The sequence below is a fragment of the Planomicrobium stackebrandtii genome (assembly GCF_030814955.1).
Classification (GTDB): domain Bacteria; phylum Bacillota; class Bacilli; order Bacillales_A; family Planococcaceae; genus Planococcus; species Planococcus stackebrandtii.
Map to the genome: position 1 here is coordinate 161,898 of NZ_JAUSWB010000002.1, position 21,068 is coordinate 182,965.

General features: G+C 45.3%; 21 protein-coding genes. 18 read left to right on the forward strand and 3 right to left on the reverse strand.

Features of this window, described 5'->3' with window-relative positions:
• The first annotated feature begins 60 nt into the window (after positions 1-60).
• Positions 61-1,359, forward strand: a complete 1,299-nt coding sequence (locus tag QOZ98_RS04385; protein ID WP_308786288.1) for an amidohydrolase — start codon at positions 61-63, stop codon at positions 1,357-1,359.
• A 78-nt stretch (positions 1,360-1,437) separates the two neighbouring features.
• Here the strand turns inward: QOZ98_RS04385 and QOZ98_RS04390 are convergent, their stop codons facing one another.
• Together QOZ98_RS04390 and QOZ98_RS04395 are read right to left on the reverse strand one after the other, a co-directional pair.
• Positions 1,438-2,703, reverse strand: a complete 1,266-nt coding sequence (locus QOZ98_RS04390) for a TRAP transporter large permease (RefSeq protein WP_142826900.1) — start codon at positions 2,701-2,703, stop codon at positions 1,438-1,440.
• Positions 2,688-3,188: a TRAP transporter small permease gene (locus QOZ98_RS04395; RefSeq protein ID WP_142826901.1), complete on the reverse strand. Its 501-nt coding sequence runs from the start codon at positions 3,186-3,188 to the stop codon at positions 2,688-2,690. The genes QOZ98_RS04390 and QOZ98_RS04395 overlap by 16 nt, the downstream gene beginning before the upstream one ends.
• A gap of 419 nt (positions 3,189-3,607) precedes the next feature.
• Between QOZ98_RS04395 and QOZ98_RS04400 the strand changes: the two genes are divergently transcribed.
• Positions 3,608-4,636, forward strand: a complete 1,029-nt coding sequence (locus QOZ98_RS04400; protein ID WP_308786289.1) for a DctP family TRAP transporter solute-binding subunit — start codon at positions 3,608-3,610, stop codon at positions 4,634-4,636.
• A gap of 125 nt (positions 4,637-4,761) precedes the next feature.
• The gene (pcaC, locus tag QOZ98_RS04405; protein WP_308786290.1) at positions 4,762-5,145 is read left to right on the forward strand and encodes a 4-carboxymuconolactone decarboxylase; all 384 of its coding nucleotides are present in this window, start codon (positions 4,762-4,764) and stop codon (positions 5,143-5,145) included.
• Positions 5,146-5,155: 10 nt separating this feature from the next.
• Here the strand turns inward: pcaC and QOZ98_RS04410 are convergent, their stop codons facing one another.
• The gene (locus QOZ98_RS04410) at positions 5,156-6,079 is read right to left on the reverse strand and encodes an AEC family transporter (protein ID WP_308786291.1); all 924 of its coding nucleotides are present in this window, start codon (positions 6,077-6,079) and stop codon (positions 5,156-5,158) included.
• 110 nt (positions 6,080-6,189) lie between these two features.
• Between QOZ98_RS04410 and QOZ98_RS04415 the strand changes: the two genes are divergently transcribed.
• The 15 genes from QOZ98_RS04415 (at position 6,190) to QOZ98_RS04485 (ending at position 21,033) form a co-directional block, all read left to right on the forward strand.
• Positions 6,190-7,119: a hydroxymethylglutaryl-CoA lyase gene (locus tag QOZ98_RS04415; protein ID WP_308786292.1), complete on the forward strand. Its 930-nt coding sequence runs from the start codon at positions 6,190-6,192 to the stop codon at positions 7,117-7,119.
• 61 nt (positions 7,120-7,180) lie between these two features.
• On the forward strand, positions 7,181-7,975 hold the full coding sequence (locus QOZ98_RS04420) for an enoyl-CoA hydratase/isomerase family protein (RefSeq protein WP_308786293.1): 795 nt from the start codon (positions 7,181-7,183) through the stop codon (positions 7,973-7,975).
• A 45-nt stretch (positions 7,976-8,020) separates the two neighbouring features.
• Positions 8,021-9,361 (forward strand): MmgE/PrpD family protein, encoded by a 1,341-nt coding sequence (locus tag QOZ98_RS04425; RefSeq protein WP_308786294.1) that lies wholly within the window; start codon positions 8,021-8,023, stop codon positions 9,359-9,361.
• Between the two features lie 48 nt (positions 9,362-9,409).
• Positions 9,410-9,937 carry a PaaI family thioesterase gene (locus QOZ98_RS04430; protein WP_308786295.1) on the forward strand — a complete coding sequence of 176 codons (528 nt, stop codon included), beginning with the start codon at positions 9,410-9,412 and terminating at the stop codon, positions 9,935-9,937.
• The gene (locus QOZ98_RS04435; protein ID WP_308786296.1) at positions 9,934-10,779 is read left to right on the forward strand and encodes a fumarate hydratase; all 846 of its coding nucleotides are present in this window, start codon (positions 9,934-9,936) and stop codon (positions 10,777-10,779) included. Before QOZ98_RS04430 ends, QOZ98_RS04435 begins: the two co-directional genes overlap by 4 nt.
• Positions 10,780-10,790: 11 nt before the next feature.
• Positions 10,791-11,339 carry a Fe-S-containing hydro-lyase gene (locus QOZ98_RS04440; RefSeq protein WP_308786297.1) on the forward strand — a complete coding sequence of 183 codons (549 nt, stop codon included), beginning with the start codon at positions 10,791-10,793 and terminating at the stop codon, positions 11,337-11,339.
• Positions 11,340-11,376: 37 nt separating this feature from the next.
• Positions 11,377-12,267, forward strand: coding sequence for an NAD(P)-dependent oxidoreductase (locus QOZ98_RS04445; protein WP_308786298.1), 891 nt, complete (start codon positions 11,377-11,379; stop codon positions 12,265-12,267).
• An 88-nt stretch (positions 12,268-12,355) separates the two neighbouring features.
• Positions 12,356-13,021 carry a GntR family transcriptional regulator gene (locus QOZ98_RS04450; protein WP_308786299.1) on the forward strand — a complete coding sequence of 222 codons (666 nt, stop codon included), beginning with the start codon at positions 12,356-12,358 and terminating at the stop codon, positions 13,019-13,021.
• A 44-nt stretch (positions 13,022-13,065) separates the two neighbouring features.
• Positions 13,066-14,124, forward strand: coding sequence for a tartrate dehydrogenase (locus tag QOZ98_RS04455; protein ID WP_308786300.1), 1,059 nt, complete (start codon positions 13,066-13,068; stop codon positions 14,122-14,124).
• 144 nt (positions 14,125-14,268) lie between these two features.
• Positions 14,269-15,126: an HpcH/HpaI aldolase/citrate lyase family protein gene (locus QOZ98_RS04460; RefSeq protein WP_308786301.1), complete on the forward strand. Its 858-nt coding sequence runs from the start codon at positions 14,269-14,271 to the stop codon at positions 15,124-15,126.
• Between the two features lie 25 nt (positions 15,127-15,151).
• Positions 15,152-16,318: a mandelate racemase/muconate lactonizing enzyme family protein gene (locus tag QOZ98_RS04465; RefSeq protein WP_308786302.1), complete on the forward strand. Its 1,167-nt coding sequence runs from the start codon at positions 15,152-15,154 to the stop codon at positions 16,316-16,318.
• Between the two features lie 28 nt (positions 16,319-16,346).
• Positions 16,347-17,039, forward strand: coding sequence for a class I SAM-dependent methyltransferase (locus QOZ98_RS04470; RefSeq protein WP_308786303.1), 693 nt, complete (start codon positions 16,347-16,349; stop codon positions 17,037-17,039).
• Between the two features lie 66 nt (positions 17,040-17,105).
• Positions 17,106-18,527, forward strand: a complete 1,422-nt coding sequence (locus QOZ98_RS04475) for an SLC13 family permease (RefSeq protein ID WP_308786304.1) — start codon at positions 17,106-17,108, stop codon at positions 18,525-18,527.
• Between the two features lie 130 nt (positions 18,528-18,657).
• Positions 18,658-19,824 carry a CaiB/BaiF CoA transferase family protein gene (locus QOZ98_RS04480; RefSeq protein ID WP_308786305.1) on the forward strand — a complete coding sequence of 389 codons (1,167 nt, stop codon included), beginning with the start codon at positions 18,658-18,660 and terminating at the stop codon, positions 19,822-19,824.
• Between the two features lie 33 nt (positions 19,825-19,857).
• On the forward strand, positions 19,858-21,033 hold the full coding sequence (locus tag QOZ98_RS04485; RefSeq protein WP_308786306.1) for an acyl-CoA dehydrogenase family protein: 1,176 nt from the start codon (positions 19,858-19,860) through the stop codon (positions 21,031-21,033).
• Positions 21,034-21,068: the final 35 nt, after the last annotated feature.

The following is a 21,068-nucleotide window of genomic DNA, read 5'->3' on the forward strand; positions in this document are numbered from 1 at the left end:
GAGCCTTTCTATACCATAAAAAAAAATTAACTAATAACTTGAAAATCAGGAGGGACGCAAGTGACAGAGAAACTAATCAATGAGGAATTGCAAATACAAATGGTCAGTTGGCGCCGCGATTTGCATAAGCATGCGGAATCCGGGTTTTTGGAGATGCGTACGGCTTCGCTTGTTGCCGGCCGGTTATCCCGACTTGGCTACCCGCTGAAAATGGCAGAAGAAGTTATGAAAGCCGACCAGCGGATGGGTATGCCAAGCCAGGAAATTTTGGCTGCGCATTACAAATGGGCCGAAGCGAACGGAGCTGACTTGGAATGGCTGCCAAACTTCAAAGACGGCATGACGGGAATCGTCGCTGTACTTGAAACGGGAAGACCAGGTCCGACACTGGCTTACCGCTTTGATATGGATGCATTAGACATACAGGAAGAAATGGCTGAAGGCCACATACCATTCGATCAAGGCTTCCAGTCCGTTAATGCAGATAAAATGCATGCCTGTGCACACGACGGGCACACTTCGATTGGGCTTGGGTTTGCTGAAACCTTGATGAGCAATAAAGAAAAACTGGCTGGAACAATCAAATTGATTTTCCAGCCTGCAGAAGAAGGGACGCGTGGTGCGAAATCCATGGTAGCGGCAGGGGTCGTTGATGACGTAGATGTCTTTATCGCAATGCACCTTGGAACCGGCGTGCCAACGGGGGAATTTGTGGCTGGCAATGCCGGCTTCTTGGCTACTACCAAACTGGACGTAGTTTTCAAAGGGGTTGCTTCTCATGCAGGCGGCAAGCCGGAAGAAGGGCGCAATGCATTGATGGCTGCCTCTTCTGCGATTCTCGGGTTGAACGGAATTCCGCGCCATTCGGCAGGAGCTTCAAGAATTAATGTCGGTGTTTTAAACGCAGGATCGGGACGCAATATCATTCCGGCAACGGCTCAAATGAAAATTGAAACACGTGGGGAAACTTCTGAAATCAATGATTATATCCGGACGCAGGCATTTGCAGTGCTGGAAGGCGCAGCAGCAATGTACGGGGTAGAAGTAAGCACCGATGTAGTTGGGGAAGCCAAAAGCAGCATTCCAAGCAAAGAATTGGTGGAAACTTTACACAGCATAGCTCAATCCTCTCCTTTCTTTACTAAAACCATTGATTGGTCCACCGATTCGGCGGGGTCCGAAGATGCGACTTATTACATGGAGCACGTAAAAGCCCATGGTGGACTGGCGACTTATTGCATCGTCGGGAGCGATCTGGCGGCAGGTCATCACAATGAACGATTTGATTTTGATGAAGCATCGATGCTGTCTGCAGTTGATGTGCTGTACCGTTCTGCATTGAAAATAAGCAAGGCATAAAGAAAAGACGGCAGGAATTTTCTGCCGTCTTTTCTTATGGATAAATTTATGATTGGTCTCATTTTTAAAAAGCTGTTATTAAGTTAAAAACAGTGAAATCTGAGGGAAGATGATGACCAGTATTAAAACAATGATGAATATCATAAAGAATGGGATAACGCCTTTTATAACTTGTTCAACCTTTTCCCCGGTTATCCCACTGACCACGAAGAGGTTGAGGCCGACTGGCGGTGTAATCATACCCAATTCCATGTTGACAACCATAATGATGGCGAAATGGATGACATCAATCTCCAACGCGCTAATAATCGGCAACAAGATCGGCAAGGTAATCAAAATGATTGCTGTCGGTTCCAGGAACATTCCAAGAACGAAGAACAGCAAACTGACAATAATAAGGAATGTCCATTTGTTGAATCCACTGTCGCTGACCCAGGCTGCGAAATCCTGTGGAACTTGTTCAGTAGTCAGGAACATTCCGAAAACAAGTGCTGCTGCAATGATCAGGAAGATCATGGAAGTAGTATTGATGGACTCTTTGGTAATTTCGATAAACTGGGACCAGGTCATTTCTCTGTAAATGACTATAGACACGATAATTGCATATAAAGCAGCGACAAATGATGCTTCTGTCGGCGTAACAATACCTGTATAGATGCTCCCTAGAATTAGGACTGGCATCACGAGTCCCCAAGTAGCTTTTAGTGTAGGGCGCCACCGTTCGTTTAACGGAACTTTCGGCAAGCCGCCGTAGTTTTTTCGGTGCGCTACAATTACCGCATAGACAATCAAAGCCAAGCCAAGTAAAAGACCTGGGAGGATACCTGCAGAAAATAATCTTCCTGTAGACTGTTCAGAAACAGATCCGTAAAGAATTAACGGAATCGATGGGGGAATCAAAATGCCCAAAGTTCCGGCCGAAGCAACGAGACCCATCGAATAACTCTTTTCATAGCCTGCTTTGACCATCATCGGAATCATTATGGCACCGATGGCAGCAGCTGTTGCAGGGCTGGAACCAGAAATCGCTGCAAAAATCATACAGGTGATGACAGTTACTACGGACAAGCCGCCTTTGGTGTGGCCCACCCATGATCGGATGCACTCAATCAAGTATTTGGATATTCCGCCTTTGGCCATGATCAGCCCAGCGAAAACAAATCCTGGTATTGCCATTAACGTGGTGCTGTTGACGCCTGTAAACATTCTCTGAATAACAGTGTTTAATGAAAAATCTACCATGTAGAGACCGACAATACTGGAAACCGCTAAGCTGATAGCAATCGGCACCCGCAAGAAAGCAAAGACAAAAAGTAATACGATTACGATTACAGCTGCTTCCATTCTGCATCTCCTCCGCCCGTAACATTTTCTTTCTTGACAAAGTAACGATAAGCTTTTTCACAAAAACGGATAAACAACAAAGTTCCAGCAATCGGCATGATCAAGTAATTAATCCAGATCGGAAAGCCGACATCGATCGTTTTGATATCCTGGCTGTAAGCAGTCATCACCATGTCCATTCCGGTCCAAATGATGAAAATGCTGAAGGCTGCTCCGATCAACAGCGTAACCACTTGCGAGAAGTGCTGCATTTTGGGGCCGAACCGATCATAGACTACATCTATCGCAATATGCTTGTCTTCTTTTAAAGCTGAAGAAAAGCCGATGAAGATGGCCCATACTAAAAGCATGGTATAAATCTCTGTGGCCCAGCTCTGGGAAGTGCCAACAATATAGCGCATGAAGACGGAGTAGAGGCTGATGCCAATTCCAATTAAGAACAGGACAATCGAGAAAGCGCTTTCAATACGATCCAGGTATTTCATTTGAATCCCCCTTAATCATTTTGTATTTTGGATACGAGAAGAATTAGTCAAATCATAATACAAGTTAAACTCAATAACAAGTTAAATTTTTGAATTCACAGAAAATTAATTAGCAGATAAAATGTTTAAATTATGCTTTTTGATATTCTATTATGAAGTAATGCTTAACTAAAGAAATTTAAAAAATGTATTTGTTTAAAAAATAGAAAATTTAAATTTTTCTTTACATTCTTTTTCTTCTATGCTAATTTTGTTGTGAGTTGTATCCAAAATTCACTTAAAGGAGATCAGCTTAAAATTTTTTGTATGCCGGGTGAACAGGGCTGGAAGAAAGGAAGGTGCAGTTAGAAATGAAAGCCCTTACAAAAATGTTTTAAGTATGCTGCAGATTTAAAAAACCAATAGGGGGTTCTTTAATTATGAAAAAGCACATTTTTTCCGCATCTCTTTTAATGTCCGTACTTGCATTGGCTGCTTGCGGCAGTGACGAGGCAGCGAGCGGTGGGGAAAGCGGCGACGGTGTTCAGGAAATGACGATTAAGTTTTCTCACGTTGTAGCTGAAAACACACCGAAGCACCAAGGCGCGTTGGCCATGAAAGAGTATATTGAAACGGAATCTGATGGAGCCATTGAGGTTGAAATTTATCCAAACAGTTCGTTATTCGGGGATCAAGACGAGTATCAGAACCTGGCATCGAATAACGTTCAATTTATTGCACCGGATTTGACTAAATTTGTCGGAAACAATCCACAGTTCAACGTACCTGCACTGCCGTTCATGTTTGAGACCGATGAGCAAGCAATTGAGTTTTGGGATGGCGAAAAAGGGCAGGAGATCTTAGGAAGCCTTGAAGGCGATGGTGTGCTTGGACTTTCCATGTGGCCGAATGGCGGTAAGCATATTACCAACAATGAACGGCCAATTGACTCGCCGGATGATTTCCAGGGACTGAAATTCCGTACACAAGGCGGGCAAGTGCTTGAGGAAATTTATTCTGCTATGGGTGCCGGTTCAGAATCCATTCCGTTTGGAGAGCTTTACACAGCACTGGATCAAGGAGTAGTAGAGGGCCAGGAAAATACGTTCAGCAATATCGAATCCAAGAAATTTGATGAGGTTCAAGAATATATGACGATCATGAACCATACACGCGTTGATTATGCTGTTTTCACTAACACTGAATTCTGGGAAAGCATGAATGATGCAACTAAAGAAATTGTACAGGCCGGATTGGATGAAGGAACAGCGGTGGCACGGGAGGAAGCAATCACGTTGAACGAAGAAGCGCTTGAGTTGATTCGTGAAAGAGGGCTGGTTGAAATCGTTGAGTTGACGCCTGAACAAATCGAAGAGTTCCGGACAGCATTGGAGCCGATCTATGATGAGTTCGAAGAGCAAATCGGAGCGGATGTATACGAAGCAGCACGTGAAGCAGCGGGCCAATAATAGTTGAAGAGAACTAAAAAAGTTGGCTGTTTTTTAGCCAACTTTTTTCAGTTTAAATTTTTGAAAAAGCATCATTGTGTATAGCAGTTTAAGAAAGCCAATAAGCTACAGACAGGAGAATGGATATGAACAAAGAGAAGTTTGAACAGGGACTCCAAATACGCAGAAGTGTGCTAGGTGCGGAATACGTAGATCAATCGATTCAAAATGCGACGGATTTTAATATGCCTATGCAGGAATTGGTGACCGAGTATTGCTGGGGGGAAGTTTGGGCGCGCCCAGGGCTGTCAAAAAAAACACGAAGCATGCTGAATCTCGCGATGATCACGGCATTAAACCGGCCGCACGAATTGAAGCTGCATGTCAGAGGAGCTATCAATAATGGCTTAACAAGAGACGACATACAAGAAGTCTTCCTGCAGACAGCCATTTACTGCGGCGTGCCGGCAGCAATTGACAGCTTCAGGACAGCAAAAGAAGTATTTGATGAAATGGATAAAGAACAGTAATCCAAAACGTTTAAACAAAAAGGATTCGCGATAGGAAAATGACAATCGTAACAGACAGGGCACTGAAAATGGTTGAGGCGAGAACAGCTTGAGCAGCAAATGCAGTTTCATTTTCGTATTCCTGCGCAATAATGGCACTGTTTACGGAACTTGGAACGGCCGAAGCGATAAGCATCGCTTGAGCTGTAATGGCGTCGACGTTGAGGAATTGAATGATGAAAAAAGCCAGAAGCGGGCTGATAATGAGCCTGACGCCTACACTTAAGTAAACCGTGAACATGTTTTTGGAGAAATTCAACTGAACAACCTGTGCACCCAAAGTCAGAAGTGCCAGTGCGATTAACGCATCGGCAATGTATGAACCTGGAGTGTAGAGGAACTGCGGAAGTGTAAGGTCGAAGGCATTCAGCATCAGACCGAAAAACATCGCATAAAGCACCGGCATTTTAAAATAAGGGACGGCAGCTTTAATTTTGGATTTGTCCAGCCGCTGCAAACTGATGATTCCGTAAGAATAAACCAGCAAGTTCTGGAAAGTGAGCACCAATACCTGGACTGCCATGGCAATCGGATCCTGGCGAAAAGCCAAATCATTTACGGAAATGCCATAGTTGCCTGAGTTGTAGAAAAGAGTGCTATGTGAAAAGGCCGTTTGGAGTCCTTTACTGAAATTAAATAGTTTACTAATTATTTTGGATACAAAATACAATAATAAAGACAAAAAAATAAAAAACACCAATACTTTAAAAAACATTTCCCAAGCCAAATCAGTTTCGTAAAGCCGGATGAAAATCAATCCAGGAACTAAATAATAGATATTGATTTTTGCCAATGTGTTCAAATCAAAATGAAACTTTAAATGCAAAAATGCTCCGATTCCAATCAAAATAAGAATGGGGACAATGATATTCAAGAAAATATTGAAAATCTCCAAAACACTCTCTCCTTTCAATCGTTAAGTAAATAAAGGTGTATATTGTTTCTGTACAATATACACCATTAAGAAAATTATACCAATCAATTTTGAAACTAAGGAGAATTTTAATGAATCTGCCTAAAAGCATTGAGATAAATGAAGTGGTATTAAGAGACGGCTTGCAATTGGAAGACAAGGTCTTGACGATAGACGAGAAAAAAGCTTTGTTTGATCTGTTAGTGAAAGCCCATATCGGGACGCTTGAATTCGGTTCTTTTGTCCATCCAAAATTAGTGCCGCAAATGGCTAACAGCGGTGAATTTTTTGAGTTGATTTCTCAAACAGCCGGGCAATTAAAGCTGATTGCACTAATTCCGAATTTAAAAGGAGCAAAGAACGCGCAGGAAAAAGGCGTAAAAAAAGTAAATTTTGTTTTCTCGGCAAGCGATACACATAATCAGCAAAACGTCCAAAAAACTACGGAAGAATCTTTAGAGGAACTTAAAGAGATTGTCGATTACTGCAAGGAATATGCCATGGTATTGAGTGTGTCGATTGCAACAACTTTTGGCTGCCCATTTGAAGGCGAAGTGAAAAAGGAAAGAATCCATTGGATCCTTGAGCAGTTGACGCCGCTTCATATAGAAACCATCACACTGGCAGATACAACAGGCATGGCAAATCCGCAGCAAGTTTACGATCTGATTTCGGAGCTGAAGAACAAATTTCCGGAACAATCATTCAATCTCCATTTTCACAATACACGAGGAATGGGATTGGCGAATATGCTGGGAGCAATCGAGGCGGGCATCACGCGTTTTGATGCTTCTTTAGGAGGTCTTGGCGGCTGTCCATTTGCTCCAGGAGCAACAGGCAATATCTGCACAGAAGATGTTGTCCATATGCTGCACAGCATGGGAATCGATACTGGGCTGTCGTTGGAAGGGTTGATAGAGGCTTCACAGAAGCTTCAACAGCTTGTGGGACACGTAACACCAGGCTATGTCTTAAAGGCAGGGCCATACGACCGGAAATATCCAGTTCCGGCAGCAAAATAGATAGCTTATGTAAACGAAAGTTCTTAGTTCAACTCTTATAGAAAACTTGGAGGATACTGCTATGACCAACTGGGAAACCTTGATCTTAAATGAAGAGCATAGTGATGAACATGTCTATGTGATTGAATTGAACAGACCTGAAGCGATGAATTCACTGAATACAAAAATGGCAGTTGAATTGATTGAATGTCTGACATCACTCGAACAGCAAAAAAGCTTGCGTGTGTTGATTCTTACTGCCAAAGGAGAAAAAAGCTTTTGTGCGGGAGCGGACTTAAAAGAACGCAAAGGAATGACCAATGCACAATGGAAACAGCAGCATGACATTTTTGAGGATGCTTATGAATTGCTGCGGAACTTCAAGTTTCCTGTCATTGCCGCAGTCAACGGTTTTGCTTTAGGCGGCGGTATGGAGATGCTGCTGAGCTGTGATCTTCGCTACGCGGCCGAACACGCCAAGATGGGCTTGCCGGAAGTTAAGCTGGGCATTATCCCAGGGGTAGGCGGAACGCAATTGCTGCCGCGTGCCATTCCAGTCGGTTTGGCAAAAGAGATGCTTTTTAGAGGCAATCAGGTAGACGCGAATAAGGCGTTGGAAACTGGAATTTTGAACGGTGTTTATTCCACAGAAGAGCTAATGCCGAAAACGCTGGAAATCGCCAAGGAAATTGCACAAAATGCACCGTTATCCTTGCAGTCCATAAAAAAATCCATTTCTACAGGGCTCCATACGGATATTAACACAGCGCTGTCGATTGAACTGGATCAATACTATAAATGTGCAAATTCAGAAGATCGCCTGGAAGGTGTTTTGGCCTTTAATGAAAAACGAAAGCCGGACTGGCAAGGGAAATGACAAACAGCTGAGGCATTCGACGTTTCAGTGGAAGGAGGAGCCGAAATGGAGTTAAGCAGGCAATTGGCTAGATATAGCTTGGAGCTTTCATATGAAGATTTGCCGGAAGAGGTCGTTTCGTTTACAAAACTGTGCATTCTCGACTATTTCGGATCAGCGATTTCAGGATCAGATAAAAAGCCTGTTCAAATGGTCAGTGAACTTGTGAACGAAATGGGTGGCCATGAACAGGCGAAGCTGTTTACCGGTGGGAAATCCAGTGCAATAAACGCGGCTTTGGTAAACGGGGCGGCAAGCCACGTTATGGAGCTGGATGATATCCATAAAGGATCGATTATTCATGCGGCCACAGTCGTTATTCCTGCAGCATTGGCAATTGCCGAGTGGAAAGAACTGAGCGGAAAAGAGTTGATCACTGCTGTTGTGGCAGGGTATGAAGTCTGTTTCAGAATCGGGGAAGCGGTCTCGCCGTCTCACTATTATTACTGGCACAATACGGCGACCTGCGGAACTTTTGGGGCTGTAACAGCAGCTGGAAAGCTCCTCGGTTTATCGGAAGATGAGCTGGTGAATGCCTTAGGAAATGCGGGATCACAAGCAGCGGGATTATGGGAATTCATCGTTGATGGCGCCATGACCAAGCAGCTGCACACGGGAAAAGCGGCAATGAATGGCACGATGGCAGCCTTGTTAGCACAAAAAGGGTTTACGGGACCGAAGAAAATTCTCGAGGGCGACCGCGGCTTTTTCAACGCCATGAGTGAAGAACATGATGTTTCAAGAATAACGGAAAATCTTGGGCAAGAATTCAAGATCTTGGAGAACTCTTTTAAAATTCATGCATCGTGTCGTCACACGCATCATGCTGTCGATTTATTGATTGATATATTCAAGGAGCAGCATCCGGCATTGGAAGACATCGAATCGGTGGAAGTCGATTCTTATCAAGTCGCACTGAATATTACCGATGACGCGGATCCTCAGACAGAATACGCAGCGAAATTCAGCCTGCAATTTTGCTCAGCCTTAGCCTTATTGAATGGGCGCGCGAGCCTGGAAGATTTCAATGGGGACAAGCTGTGGGATGAAGGGGTTCGGTCATTGATAAAGAAAGTAAATGTGCAGGTGGACCCTGCAATTGATGGCAGCTACCCGAAACAATGGGGAGCGGCAGTCAGTGTCCTGTTAAAGGATGGGGAGAAGATCCACAAGCAAACCGATTTTCCAAAAGGCGATCCTGAAAATGCAGTCACACCGGAAGAGCTGCTCGAAAAATTTATGGGAATGGCCACAAAGTTGCCAACCCAACAGCGGCAGGCTTTAGCGGAGAGTTTAATGGATTTGGAATCTACAGAGAATATCAGCGATCTAATGGCCGCACTATAAAAATCAAAAACGTTAATTCAAAAGAATTCATGCAAAGAGGGCGCTTCTATGGAACGGAATATTGAGCAATCCACAAAAGTTGAAAATCTGCAAAAGCAATTGGAAACCTTTAATTCAACCGAACTGGAGCAGGCTGCTTACCTGTTATCGCTTTTGCAGGAGCCACAGGCTGGCTCGGCAGATAATGCTGTACCGATGCATTTGCTTGGGAGATTTTTAGGGATGGTGCAAAATCAGGATGGAACGACTGAAATGGCACTGGGTTTCCAGAATGAAAATACTTATGGAGTAGCGCAAGGCGGTTCTATCTATACGTTGGCTGACGTGGCAATCGGCTTCAGCATTCTGCAGAACTTAACAGCGGGAGAAAAGGTCTTTACGCTGGAACTGAAAGTGAACTTTATTGAGAAGGGCCAAGGTTCCCGTCTGATCGCGACTCCTCTTATATTAAGGCAAGGCAGAACTACTGTCGTCTCTGAATGCACCATTCACGACGATTCGGGAAAATTGGTGGCAAAAGCGCTGGGCACCTTTTATATCAGCGGCTCACCAAAAAGAAAGGAGGGAGAAGGATGAAAGAGATTGCATATGAAAAAATTGTGGAAGAAGTAAAAACCATGTGCATGGAATCCAATTACAATCTCGGAGAAGACGTCTATTCGGCGTTTAAGCAAGCACTGCAGACCGAACGCTCGGAAACCGGCAAGGAAGTGCTGACCCAACTGATTGATAACGCAGATATTGCCAAGGCGGAAAGAGTGCCCATGTGCCAGGATACCGGAACGGCGGTCTTCATGGTAGAAGTGGGCCAGGATTGCCACATTGCCGGGGGGAGATTGGTGGATGCCATCAATGAAGGCGTAGAAAAAGGTTATGGTGAAGGCTATTTAAGAAATTCCATGGTCTACAATCCGATGAACCGGAAGAATACCGGAAACAACACGCCAGCTATTGTCCATATTGACTTGGTAGAAGGAGAAGAATTGACGCTTCATATGACTGCTAAAGGCGGCGGTGCAGAAAACATGAGTGCATTAAAAATGCTGAAGCCGTCTGATGGCATGGAAGGGGTCAAAGAATATATTTTGTCGATCGTTAAAGAAGCGGGTCCTAATGCCTGTCCGCCGCTGGTCGTCGGCATCGGCATCGGCGGCAATTTTGAGCGCTGTGCTTTTTTGGCGAAAAAATCGTTGTTTCGCCCTTTAGGTGTCCGCCATGAAGATCCCGCAGTTGCAGAACTTGAAATGGAATTGATGGAACAAATCAACCGGCTAGGCATCGGTCCTCAAGGCATGGGCGGCAGCACAACTGCCCTGGACGTCAAAGTGGAACTGGAGTCCTGCCATATTGCGGCGTTGCCGGTGGCGGTCAACCTGAATTGCCACGCCAGCCGCCACCAAACGATCGTAATGAAATGAGGTGAATGGATATGCAGAAGAAAATCCGCCTGCCTTTACGCGAAGAAGATATTGAATCGCTGAAAGCAGGAGACCGTGTCTTGCTTTCTGGTGTAGTTTACACCGCGCGGGATGCAGCCCACAAGCGAATGGTGGAACAGGAAAAAGAAGGAACACCACTGCCTGTTGAACTGGATGGACAAGTTTTATATTATACAGGACCGACTCCTGCAAAACCTGGCGAAGTAATTGGTTCTGCAGGACCAACAACAAGCGGCCGAATGGATTTGTATACACCGGCACTTCTCGAAAAAGGCTTAAAGGGAATGATTGGCAAAGGCTATCGAAGTGAAGAAGTCATCGCTTCCATGCTGAAGCACAATGCGGTTTATTTTGGTGCTGTTGGTGGGGCTGCTGCATTGATTGCCCGTTCGATCAAAAAGGCGGAAGTCGTTGCCTATGAAGATTTGGGGACGGAAGCCATCCGGAAATTGACTATTGAAGATTTTCCGGTATTTGTCATCAATGATATTCATGGCGGCGACATTTACAAAGACGGAGTCGCAAAATACAAGCAATAAAGGATAAACAACGGGATATCCAAGGGGGGCCGCAAAGATGAAAGCAGGAATTATCGGATTGGGCAATATGGGTGGCCGTATGGTGAAAAGGCTGCTGGAGCAAGGGGTGGAAGTCGGTGTTTTCGACCTCAATAAAGACTTTGTCCGGAAATTTGTAGAGATTGGGGCAAAAGAGGCAACAAGTCCCGCTGATTTAGCAAGAAACTATCCATACGTTCTGACGGTTTTGCCGAATGTTTTTATTGTCAAAGAAACATTGACGAGTCCGGAGGGGTTGATGGAGGGTATGAATTCCGATAGCTTGCTGATCGAGATGACAACATCTATTCCTTCTGTGACAAAAGAACTGAGTGCTTTGCTGAAAGAAAAAGGACTGAAGATGATTGATGCCCCCGTGAGTGGAGGCGTCAAAAAGGCGGAAGAAGGAACTTTGTCTATCATGGTCGGCGGCGAAGAAGCAGATTTTGAAAGAGCAAAACCGCTGCTTGAATGTCTGGGCTCCAATATTTTTCATGTCGGAGAAGCAGGAGCGGGACACACGATCAAGGCATTAAATAACATGATTTCCGCCACTACTTTAGCTGCGACGGGAGAAGCGATGGCGCTTGGCGTTAAGTTAGGCCTTGACCCTGAGAAAATGCTGAATGTCATTAACGCGAGCACCGGCAGGAGCTTTTCCAGTGATTTTAAATTTCCAAATCAAGTGTTGACCCGGAAATTTGAAGTTGGCTTTACCTTGGATTTGATGGTCAAAGATCTGAAGATCGCCATGGCGATGGCGGAAGAGGAAAAGGTGCCAATGTTCATTTCCAGTGCATCGTTCCAGCTTTGGAAACATGCGTGGTCCCAAGGTGGCGGTGACCAGGATCATACAGCCATAGTAAAATATATCGAAGAAATGTTCTCCGTGGAAATCAAAGGATCCTAGCTACTCTCATATTCGAAGGTGGTCTTTAATGGTAAAATACAAGTATTCTTTCCTATATTTAAAAGGAAACGTATTTAAGGGGTGCCATATGGAGAAATTTAAATTAACAGAACAGGATAGGGCCACGTTGCAGTACAAAGTGACAAACAAACTGAGGGAATTGATCCTCAAAGGTGAGTTTAGAATGGGCGAGCGGTTAATGCAGGAGGAGTGGGCCCAAAAATTGGGTGTCAGCCGCATGCCGCTGAGAGAAGCGCTGCGTCAGTTGGAAGTGGAAGGTTTGGTCAGAATCGAACCTAGAAGAGGCGCTGTGGTTACGCCGATTTCTGTTGAAGATATCGAAGAGATCTATCAATTGAGAGCCCTTCTGGAAGGTCAGGCCGTAGTAAAATCACTTCCTTATTTGGGAAATGAAGAAATACAAGAGCTTGAAGATCTCTACCATGCAATGATCAAACTGAAAGCTGATGAAAGCGATGTTGAAGTTTTTATGAAGCTGAACTCAGAGTTTCACCGGATTTTAAGGGAAAGCTGTCCATGGAGAAGAATTCAAGGATTTATTGAAACTTTATGGAAAGGGATCCCTCCATATACACCAAGCCTCCTGACTAACCATTTAGCCGATTCGAATGAAGAGCATCGCTTGATGCTGGAATACGTAAAACAGAAAGACGAAGTCCAATTAAGAAGAATTACCGAAAAGCATATTCTGAGAACCAAAGAGAACTTAATTGAAATGATGATGAAGAAATAAAAAAACAGGTAGATCAGCTCGACAAAAAGAGAGGGGCAAGCTGTATGAAGCAAATGGAGTTAGCGGTCATTCCAGGAGATGGCATCGGAAAAGAAGTCGTGCCTGAGGCATTGCGTGTTCTGGATGTAATAGCAGAGATTCACGGCGGTTTGAAGTTCAGTTCGACGCACCATCCGTGGAGCTCGGAGTATTATGTGGAACATGGAGAAATGATGCCAAAAGACGGCTTAAGCCAACTCACACAAAGTGATGCAGTTTTCCTGGGGGCTGTTGGAGACCCCGCGTTGGTGGCCGATCATATCTCGCTCGGTGGCTTGCTGTTGAAAATCCGCAGAGAGTTTGAACAAGTCATCAACATCCGCCCCGCCAAACAGCTAAAAGGGATTGTCTCACCTTTGGCGAATCCAAGGGATTTCGACATCATGATCGTCCGCGAGAACAGCGAAGGGGAATACAGCAGTATTGGAGGCAGTGTTCACAGCGGAGAAGATGAAATTGTCATCCAAAACGCGGTGTTCACAAAAAAAGGGGTTTCCCGGGTTATCCAATATGCATTTGAATTGGCCCAGCAACGGAGCGGCCGCGTGACCAGTGCAACAAAATCGAATGGAATTGTTCATTCGATGCCATTTTGGGACGAAGTTTTTAAAGAAGTCTCGACGAATTATAAGAATGTCCAAACAAACAGTGAGCATATTGATGCGCTTTCGGCTTTCTTCATCACCAAGCCACAGACGATGGATGTCGTAGTGGCCAGCAATTTATTTGGAGATATTCTGAGTGATATCGGTGCTGCTATAATGGGCAGTATCGGAATAGCGCCTGCTGGAAATATCAATCTGAACGGTAAATATCCATCCATGTTCGAGCCGGTGCATGGTTCAGCGCCAGATATTTTTGGCAAAGGAATCGCCAACCCCATTGGACAAATCTGGACAGCAAAAATGATGCTGGACCATTTCGGAGAACTTGAAATGGGTACGCTGCTGCTCGAAGCTATTGAATCTTCTATGCAATCGGGTATCAAAACAGCTGATATTGGGGGTAGTTCTTCTACCTCTGAAGTAACTGACGAAATTATTGCCAATTTGCGAAACAAATAAGTATAGCTGCCCTGCTGAAAAAGGCAGGGTCTGCCATTTTTAAAGTACGAAATTTTCTGAAATCAATTTACAGTACATAAATTGTTTAGTAAGATAAAGTTAAACACATATTGTATCCAATATCCAAAGAATGGAGTGAGCGCAATGGATGCATCACGCTCCTACTTATTTGTACCGGCAACCGATCTTGTATTAATAAAGAAAGCGGTTTCATCCGCGGCTGATGTTGTCATCATAGACTTAGAGGATGCAGTAGCTTCATCCGAAAAGGAAACGGCAAGAAAAGTGATGAAAGAAGCATTGAAAGCCCATAAACAGGAACAAAAAATCATCGTCCGCATCAACGCTCTGGATACGGCTTTTTGGGAAGCCGATGTGGAAACTGCGATCAATGGCGGAGCCGCGGGTATCATGCTTCCAAAAGCAGAAGATGAGCAGGGAGTCCAAAAAGTCGCAGACAAAATAAGGCAAATCAGCGGCGGAAAAGATAAAGCTTTTGAATTGATTCCGTTGGTAGAAAGCGCAAAAGGTGTGCAGTTCGCGTTTGCCATCGCCTCTGCTGATCCTATGGTTTCCGTATTGGCTTTCGGATCCATCGACTTTTCACTGGACATCGGCTGCGAACTGACGCCGGAAGGACTGGAATTGCTGTTTGCCCGTTCACAGTTGGTAATTGCATCAAAGGCAGCAGGAAAAGGATCGCCAATTGATGCCGTGTATCCCGATTTAAGGGATGAAGAAGGTCTGAAAAAGCAAACGGTTTTCGCAAAGCAGCTGGGCTTTAAAGCAAAGCTGGTCATTCATCCGAAACAATTGGCTGTTGTCCATCAAGTATTTTCACCGTCAAAAGAAGAACTCACGCTAGCAAGAGAAATTGTTGAGGGATTTGAAAAAGCTGAAAAAAACGGTGTCGCTTCGATTAAAATAGCTGGTCAGCTTGTCGATTATCCCGTGTATAAAAAAGCAAAAAAAATCCTGCAGAACAGAATAATTAAGCAATAACCCACTAAAAAATGAGGTGAGCACAGTGAAAATAGTGAAAATTGATGTAAAAACGGTGCCGATCAGCAGTCCTATTCGAAACGCGTATATAGATTTCAGCAAAATGACCACTTCAGCATTGGCGATCACCACAGATATTATGAAAGATGGCAAACCTGTAGTGGGCTACGGATTTAACTCGAACGGACGGTATGCCCCTACTTGTCTGCTGGAAGAACGTTTTATCCCACGGCTGTTGGAAGCAAATCCAAAAGATCTTGTAACAGACGATGGATCCAACCTGGATCCCCATAAAATACATAAAATCATCATGGCCAACGAAAAGCCGGGCGGCCATGGCGAACGTGCTGTTGCGGTTGGAGTAATCGATATGGCCGTTTGGGATGCGGTCGCAAAAATTGAGGAAAAGCCTTTATACCAGCTATTGGCAGACCGCTACGGTACAGGGAAAACCGATGACAAGGTTTATATTTATGCAGCAGGCGGCTATTATTTCCCAGATAAAGGATTGACTGAATTACAGGATGAGATGAAAGGCTATTTGGATCTTGGGTATCGTGACGTGAAGATGAAAGTCGGCGGTGCTTCACTAAATGAAGACGTGAAGCGGATTGAAGCGGTTCTGGACATTTTGCCGAAAGGAAGCGGTTTGATGGTGGATGCCAACGGCCGTTTCGACTTGGATTATGCCATCGAGTTTGGTGAAAAGGTAAAGGACTACGAACTGATTTGGTATGAGGAAGCAGGCGATCCACTGGATTACCACCTGCAGGCGGAGCTTTCCAAACGCTATCCCCATGCGATGGCAACAGGAGAAAACTTATTTTCGCTTCAGGATGCAACCAATTTGATCCGCTACGGCGGCATGAATCCGGAAAAAGATTTCCTGCAGTTCGATTGCGCACTCAGTTATGGACTGGTGGAATATTTACAAATCCTCGATATGCTGAAAGAGCATGGCTGGTCTTCACGCCGCTGCATACCACACGGCGGACACCAGTTGTCCCTCAATATTGCAGCAGGCCTGGAGCTTCATGGAAATGAATCGTACCCGGGTGTCTTCGAACCTTTTGGCGGATTTGCGGATCGTTATGCAGTGGAGGATGGCTATGTCCGGCTTCCTGAAGTACCAGGCATCGGCTTTGAAGAAAAATCTAATTTGTATGACTTGTTATTGACGATTGGTAAATAAATTTGGCGGCTTGATCGGAGGTGCAGAAATGGCAGAGAAAATGGAGTTCAACCAGGAAATCGCGACCGAATACGATAAAGGGGTCCGGCGAACGTTGCCGACTTATGATCCGATGCTGCGCTTGTCACAAACCTTTCTTCGCTATGCGCTAAAAGAGCAGGCGGAAGTCCTGGTGGTTGGCTGCGGTGGAGGAAATGAATTAAAAGCTTTTGGTGTGCCGAATCCCGGATGGCGCTTTACAGCTGTGGATCCTGCAAAAGCCATGCTCGAAGCGGCTAAGACTAAAGCAGCGCATGCAGGAATTGAAGAGCGCGTCGAATGGGTGAATGGCACCGTAATGGATGTGCCGACAGAAAAACGCTTTGATGGTGCGACTTGCATTCTGGTGCTGCATTTTGTCCCTGAAATGGAAGAGAAAAGGGCATTGTTGATGAAAATAAGAAGCCACTTGGATCCCGGTGCACCTTTTGTGCTGGTCAGCAAATTCGGTGACCCGAATGATCCCGAATTTAAAGAGCTGGTGGCCCTATGGAAAAATTATTGGCTGGACATGACAAATCTGCCAGAACAGCAAGTAGAGGACCTGATGAAAGGAACGCTGACCGAATCGTCGATTTCTGAATCCGAAATTCGTACATTATTGAAGGATTCAGGATTCCAACGGGTAGCCAATTTCTTCAAGACCAACCATTTTGGCGGCTGGATCTGCTACGCGGCTTAAAAAAGTAGATACCATTTCTCTCTGTTTCAAGAAAAGCTGTTGGCTGTGAAGAGGAGGGAAGGAAACATGAAAAGCAATACGGCGGAAAACAGGAGGACCCTCTTGTTTATAGGTATAGCGGTTTTAGGTTTCCTTGCTGCCTATTTTTTATTGCCAAATGAATTTTCCTACGAAGCAAAAGTGATGACGAGCATCATTACACTCGGAATTATCTTGTGGTCATTAGAGCCGATACCGATCGGGCTGACTGCATTGATCATCTTGTTGCTGATGTTGTTATTCGGTATTGCTGATGCATCGGTGATTTTCAGCGGGTTTTCATCACCCGCAACGTATCTCATCGTCGGTGGCATGATGCTCGCCACTGCAGTCAACGAAACCGCCCTCATTAAACGGATGAGCTATACAATATTAAAAAAATGGGGGAGCCGCTCAGCGGGCTTGCTCGGCAGCATCATCATCATCCAGCAGATTCAGGCTTTTTTTATTCCCTCTACCGCTGTCCGATCTGCGTTAATCCTACCGGTTTCAACCATGATCATTGAAACAACACATGCTGAGCCCGGTGGTAATTTGCGGAAAATGATTATGCTGGGTGTCGCATTCGGTGGCATTATTAGCGGAACGTCTGTCATGACAGCGGCAATCGGCAATATTTTGACAGTTGAACTGCTGAATCGGTTTGCGGGAATCAATATCACGTATTTTCAATGGTTCTATTACACATTTCCCATCTGGCTGATTTTGATTCCGGCTATTTGGCTAATGCTGTTAAAAGTTTTTCCATTGACTGAAGAACAGCAGTATTTTCCTGCAATCAAAGAAGAAATGACGGAGAAGCTGGCGGAGTTAGGTCCCATCAACGCCAGGGAAATTCGCTGTTTAGCCATCCTGCTGTCGATTGTAATATTTTGGTTGACAGAACCTCTTCATGGACTGCACCCGAGTGTTCCCGCACTGGCTGGTGTAGTGCTGATGACCTTGCCCATTATCGGCGTTGCCGCCTGGGAGCCGGTTGTCCGCATCAACTACAATACTGTTTTGTTGATCAGCGTTACGCTGTCCATGGGCTATACGTTCGTAGATTCAGGCGCGGCAACCACCATCAGCCAGTATTTGAGTGTCGGCTGGTTTATGCAACTTATCCAAAATCCATTTTCAGCTGTGGTGATTGTCATTATCCTGGCTCAAATCTTTCACAAAATGATTTCCAATGTCGCCACTGCGGTGGTTGTGCTGGTGCCGATTGTTATAAGTGTTGCTCAAAATGCCGGCATTAATCCGCTGGCGATTTCATTTACCACAGGCTTGACCTGTCTTTTCGGTTTTGTCTTGATTGTTGAGTCTATGCCGAACTTGATCGCCCATAGCACCGGAATGATTTCACAGAAGGATTTTTTAAAACCCGGTTTATACGCCACCATCATTTCAATGGCAGCAACGGTTCTTGTAGCTGCTACCTGGTGGAATTGGATTGGGTTAATTTGATCAAGTTTTAAATCGATACTATTTTGCTGTAGGTATTGCGCAAACCAGCGTCCGCCTGGAGCGATTTTTTCTCACTAGCTCAGATAAATAGTTGTTTATTCACTAAAAGATTATAAAAGGAGGAGTTTTTATGTTGCCATTGGAAGGCATAACCGTCGTTTCTTTGGAACAGGCTGTCGCAGCCCCTTTTGCGACAAGACAACTGGCTGATTTGGGCGCCCGGGTCATTAAAGTGGAGAGGCCGGGAGTTGGAGATTTTGCCAGAAACTACGATAAAACGGTCAAAGGAATGGCCAGCCATTTTGTCTGGATCAACCGTTCCAAAGAGTCTCTCGCGCTGGATTTGAAACAGGAGGAAGCTAGAGAAGTTCTGCATAAACTGTTGGAGGAGGCAGATGTATTCCTTCATAATCTTGCGCCCGGTGCGGTTGACCGGCTTGGGTTCAGTGCAGCAGAGCTGAAAGCCACATACCCCAAACTGATCATTTGTTCAATTTCCGGGTATGGCACTTTCGGGCCGTACACCAATAAAAAAGCCTATGATCTGTTGATCCAGTGTGAAGCAGGATTGGTATCTGTCACCGGAACAGAAGACACCCCGTCCAAAGCAGGAATTTCCATCGCGGATATTGCGGCAGGAATGTATGCCTATACCGGGGTGCTAACCGCCATCATTTCACGCTATAAAACGGGGAAAGGGGCAATTATTGAAGTATCGATGCTGGAAGCACTGGCCGAGTGGATGGGCTATCCTCTCTATTATTCGGCTTACGGAGAAAATGAACCGCCTCGAACCGGTGCGAGCCATGCCACAATTTATCCATATGGACCTTTTAAAGCAGGCGATGGCAAAATGGTCTTTATGGGTATTCAAAACGAACGTGAATGGGGCGAGTTTTGTGAAACCGTACTGAGTAATCCCGAACTGGCTTCTGATCCGTTGTTCAACAGCAACTCCCAGCGCGTGGTCAACAAAACTGCATTAAAAAACATCATCGAAGATGTTTTTCAGGCAATGGATTCTGAACAAGTCATCGAGCGGCTGGAGCTTTCGCGGATTGCCAGTGCACGACTGAATACAATGAATGAACTTGTCGACCATCCACAACTCGCAGCCCGAAACCGCTGGCGGGAAGTGGATTCACCAGTAGGGAAGTTAAAGGCGCTAATTCCACCCGTCACTTCAGATGAAGTCGACACCGTCATGAATCCGATTCCGGAAGTGGGCGAACATACAAACTCAATCTTGTCGGAGCTTGGATTTTCGGAAGAGCAGATAATCAAATTGACTACCTAACGAAAAGACTGTGTTCGAAAGGGGAAAATGACAATGGTTAAGTTAACAACAGAGGCAAGAGAAAACTTACGGCAAGAAGTACGGACATTGTGTTCGGAGTTTCCGAATTCCTATTGGAGAAAACTGGATCTTGATCGCGAGTATCCATATGAGTTTGTAGATGCGTTGACAAAAAGCGGCTATCTGTCAGCCCTGATTCCTGAACAGTATGGCGGCAAAGGCTATGGCATGACAGAAGCAACCATTATTCTGGAGGAAATCAACCGTTCCGGAGGACATGCGGCTGGCTGCCATGCGCAGATGTATACAATGGGTGCATTATTAAAACACGGCAGCGAAGAACAGAAGCAGCAGTATTTGCCGGGCATAGCGGACGGTTCGATCCGATTCCAGGCCTTTTCGGTAACTGAGGAAAACGCCGGCTCCAATACAACAGCCATCGAAACATTTGCTGAAAAAACGGCAAACGGCTATGTGGTCAATGGCCATAAAAACTGGACAAGCCGGCTGCTGCAATCGGATTTGGTGATGCTTTTGGCGCGTACCACACCGATTGAGGATGTGCGTGAAAAAAGGGCGGCAGGGCTTAGCCTGTTCTTGGTGGATTTGCGGATCATCCGTGAGCAACAGCCGGAATCTTTAGTCGTTGAACCGGTTCGGGCAATGTTCAATTACGCCACAAACCAAGTATGGTACAAAGATATGGAGATTCCTGCAGAATGCCTCATCGGAGAAGAAGGCAATGGTTTCCGCTACGTGCTTGATGGAATGAATGCAGAGCGGACTTTGCTGGCGGCGGAAGCAATTGGAGACGGTTATTTTTTCATCGATAAAGCGACCAGCTATGCCAATGAACGCGTCGTCTTCAACCGAAAAATCGGCGAAAATCAAGGCATCCAGTTTCCAATTGCCCGGGCTTACGCTGCGGTCAAAGCGGCTGATTTGATGCGCTATGAAGCGGCAAGAAAGTTTGATGAAGGCGAGAAGTTCGGGGAACAGGCCAACCTCGCAAAATTCCTGTCGAGTGAAGCAAGCTGGCAAGCGGCAAACGTTTGCCTGGACACGTTCGGCGGCTATGGATTTGTCGACGAATATGACGTGGAGCGGAAATTCAGGGAAACCCGCATGTATCAAGTGGCTCCGGTCAGCAACAATATGATTTTGGCTTATCTCGGACAGAATGTGCTGAAGATGCCGCGTTCCTACTAATGTCCATAAGAAAAGACGGCAGAAAATTTCTGCCG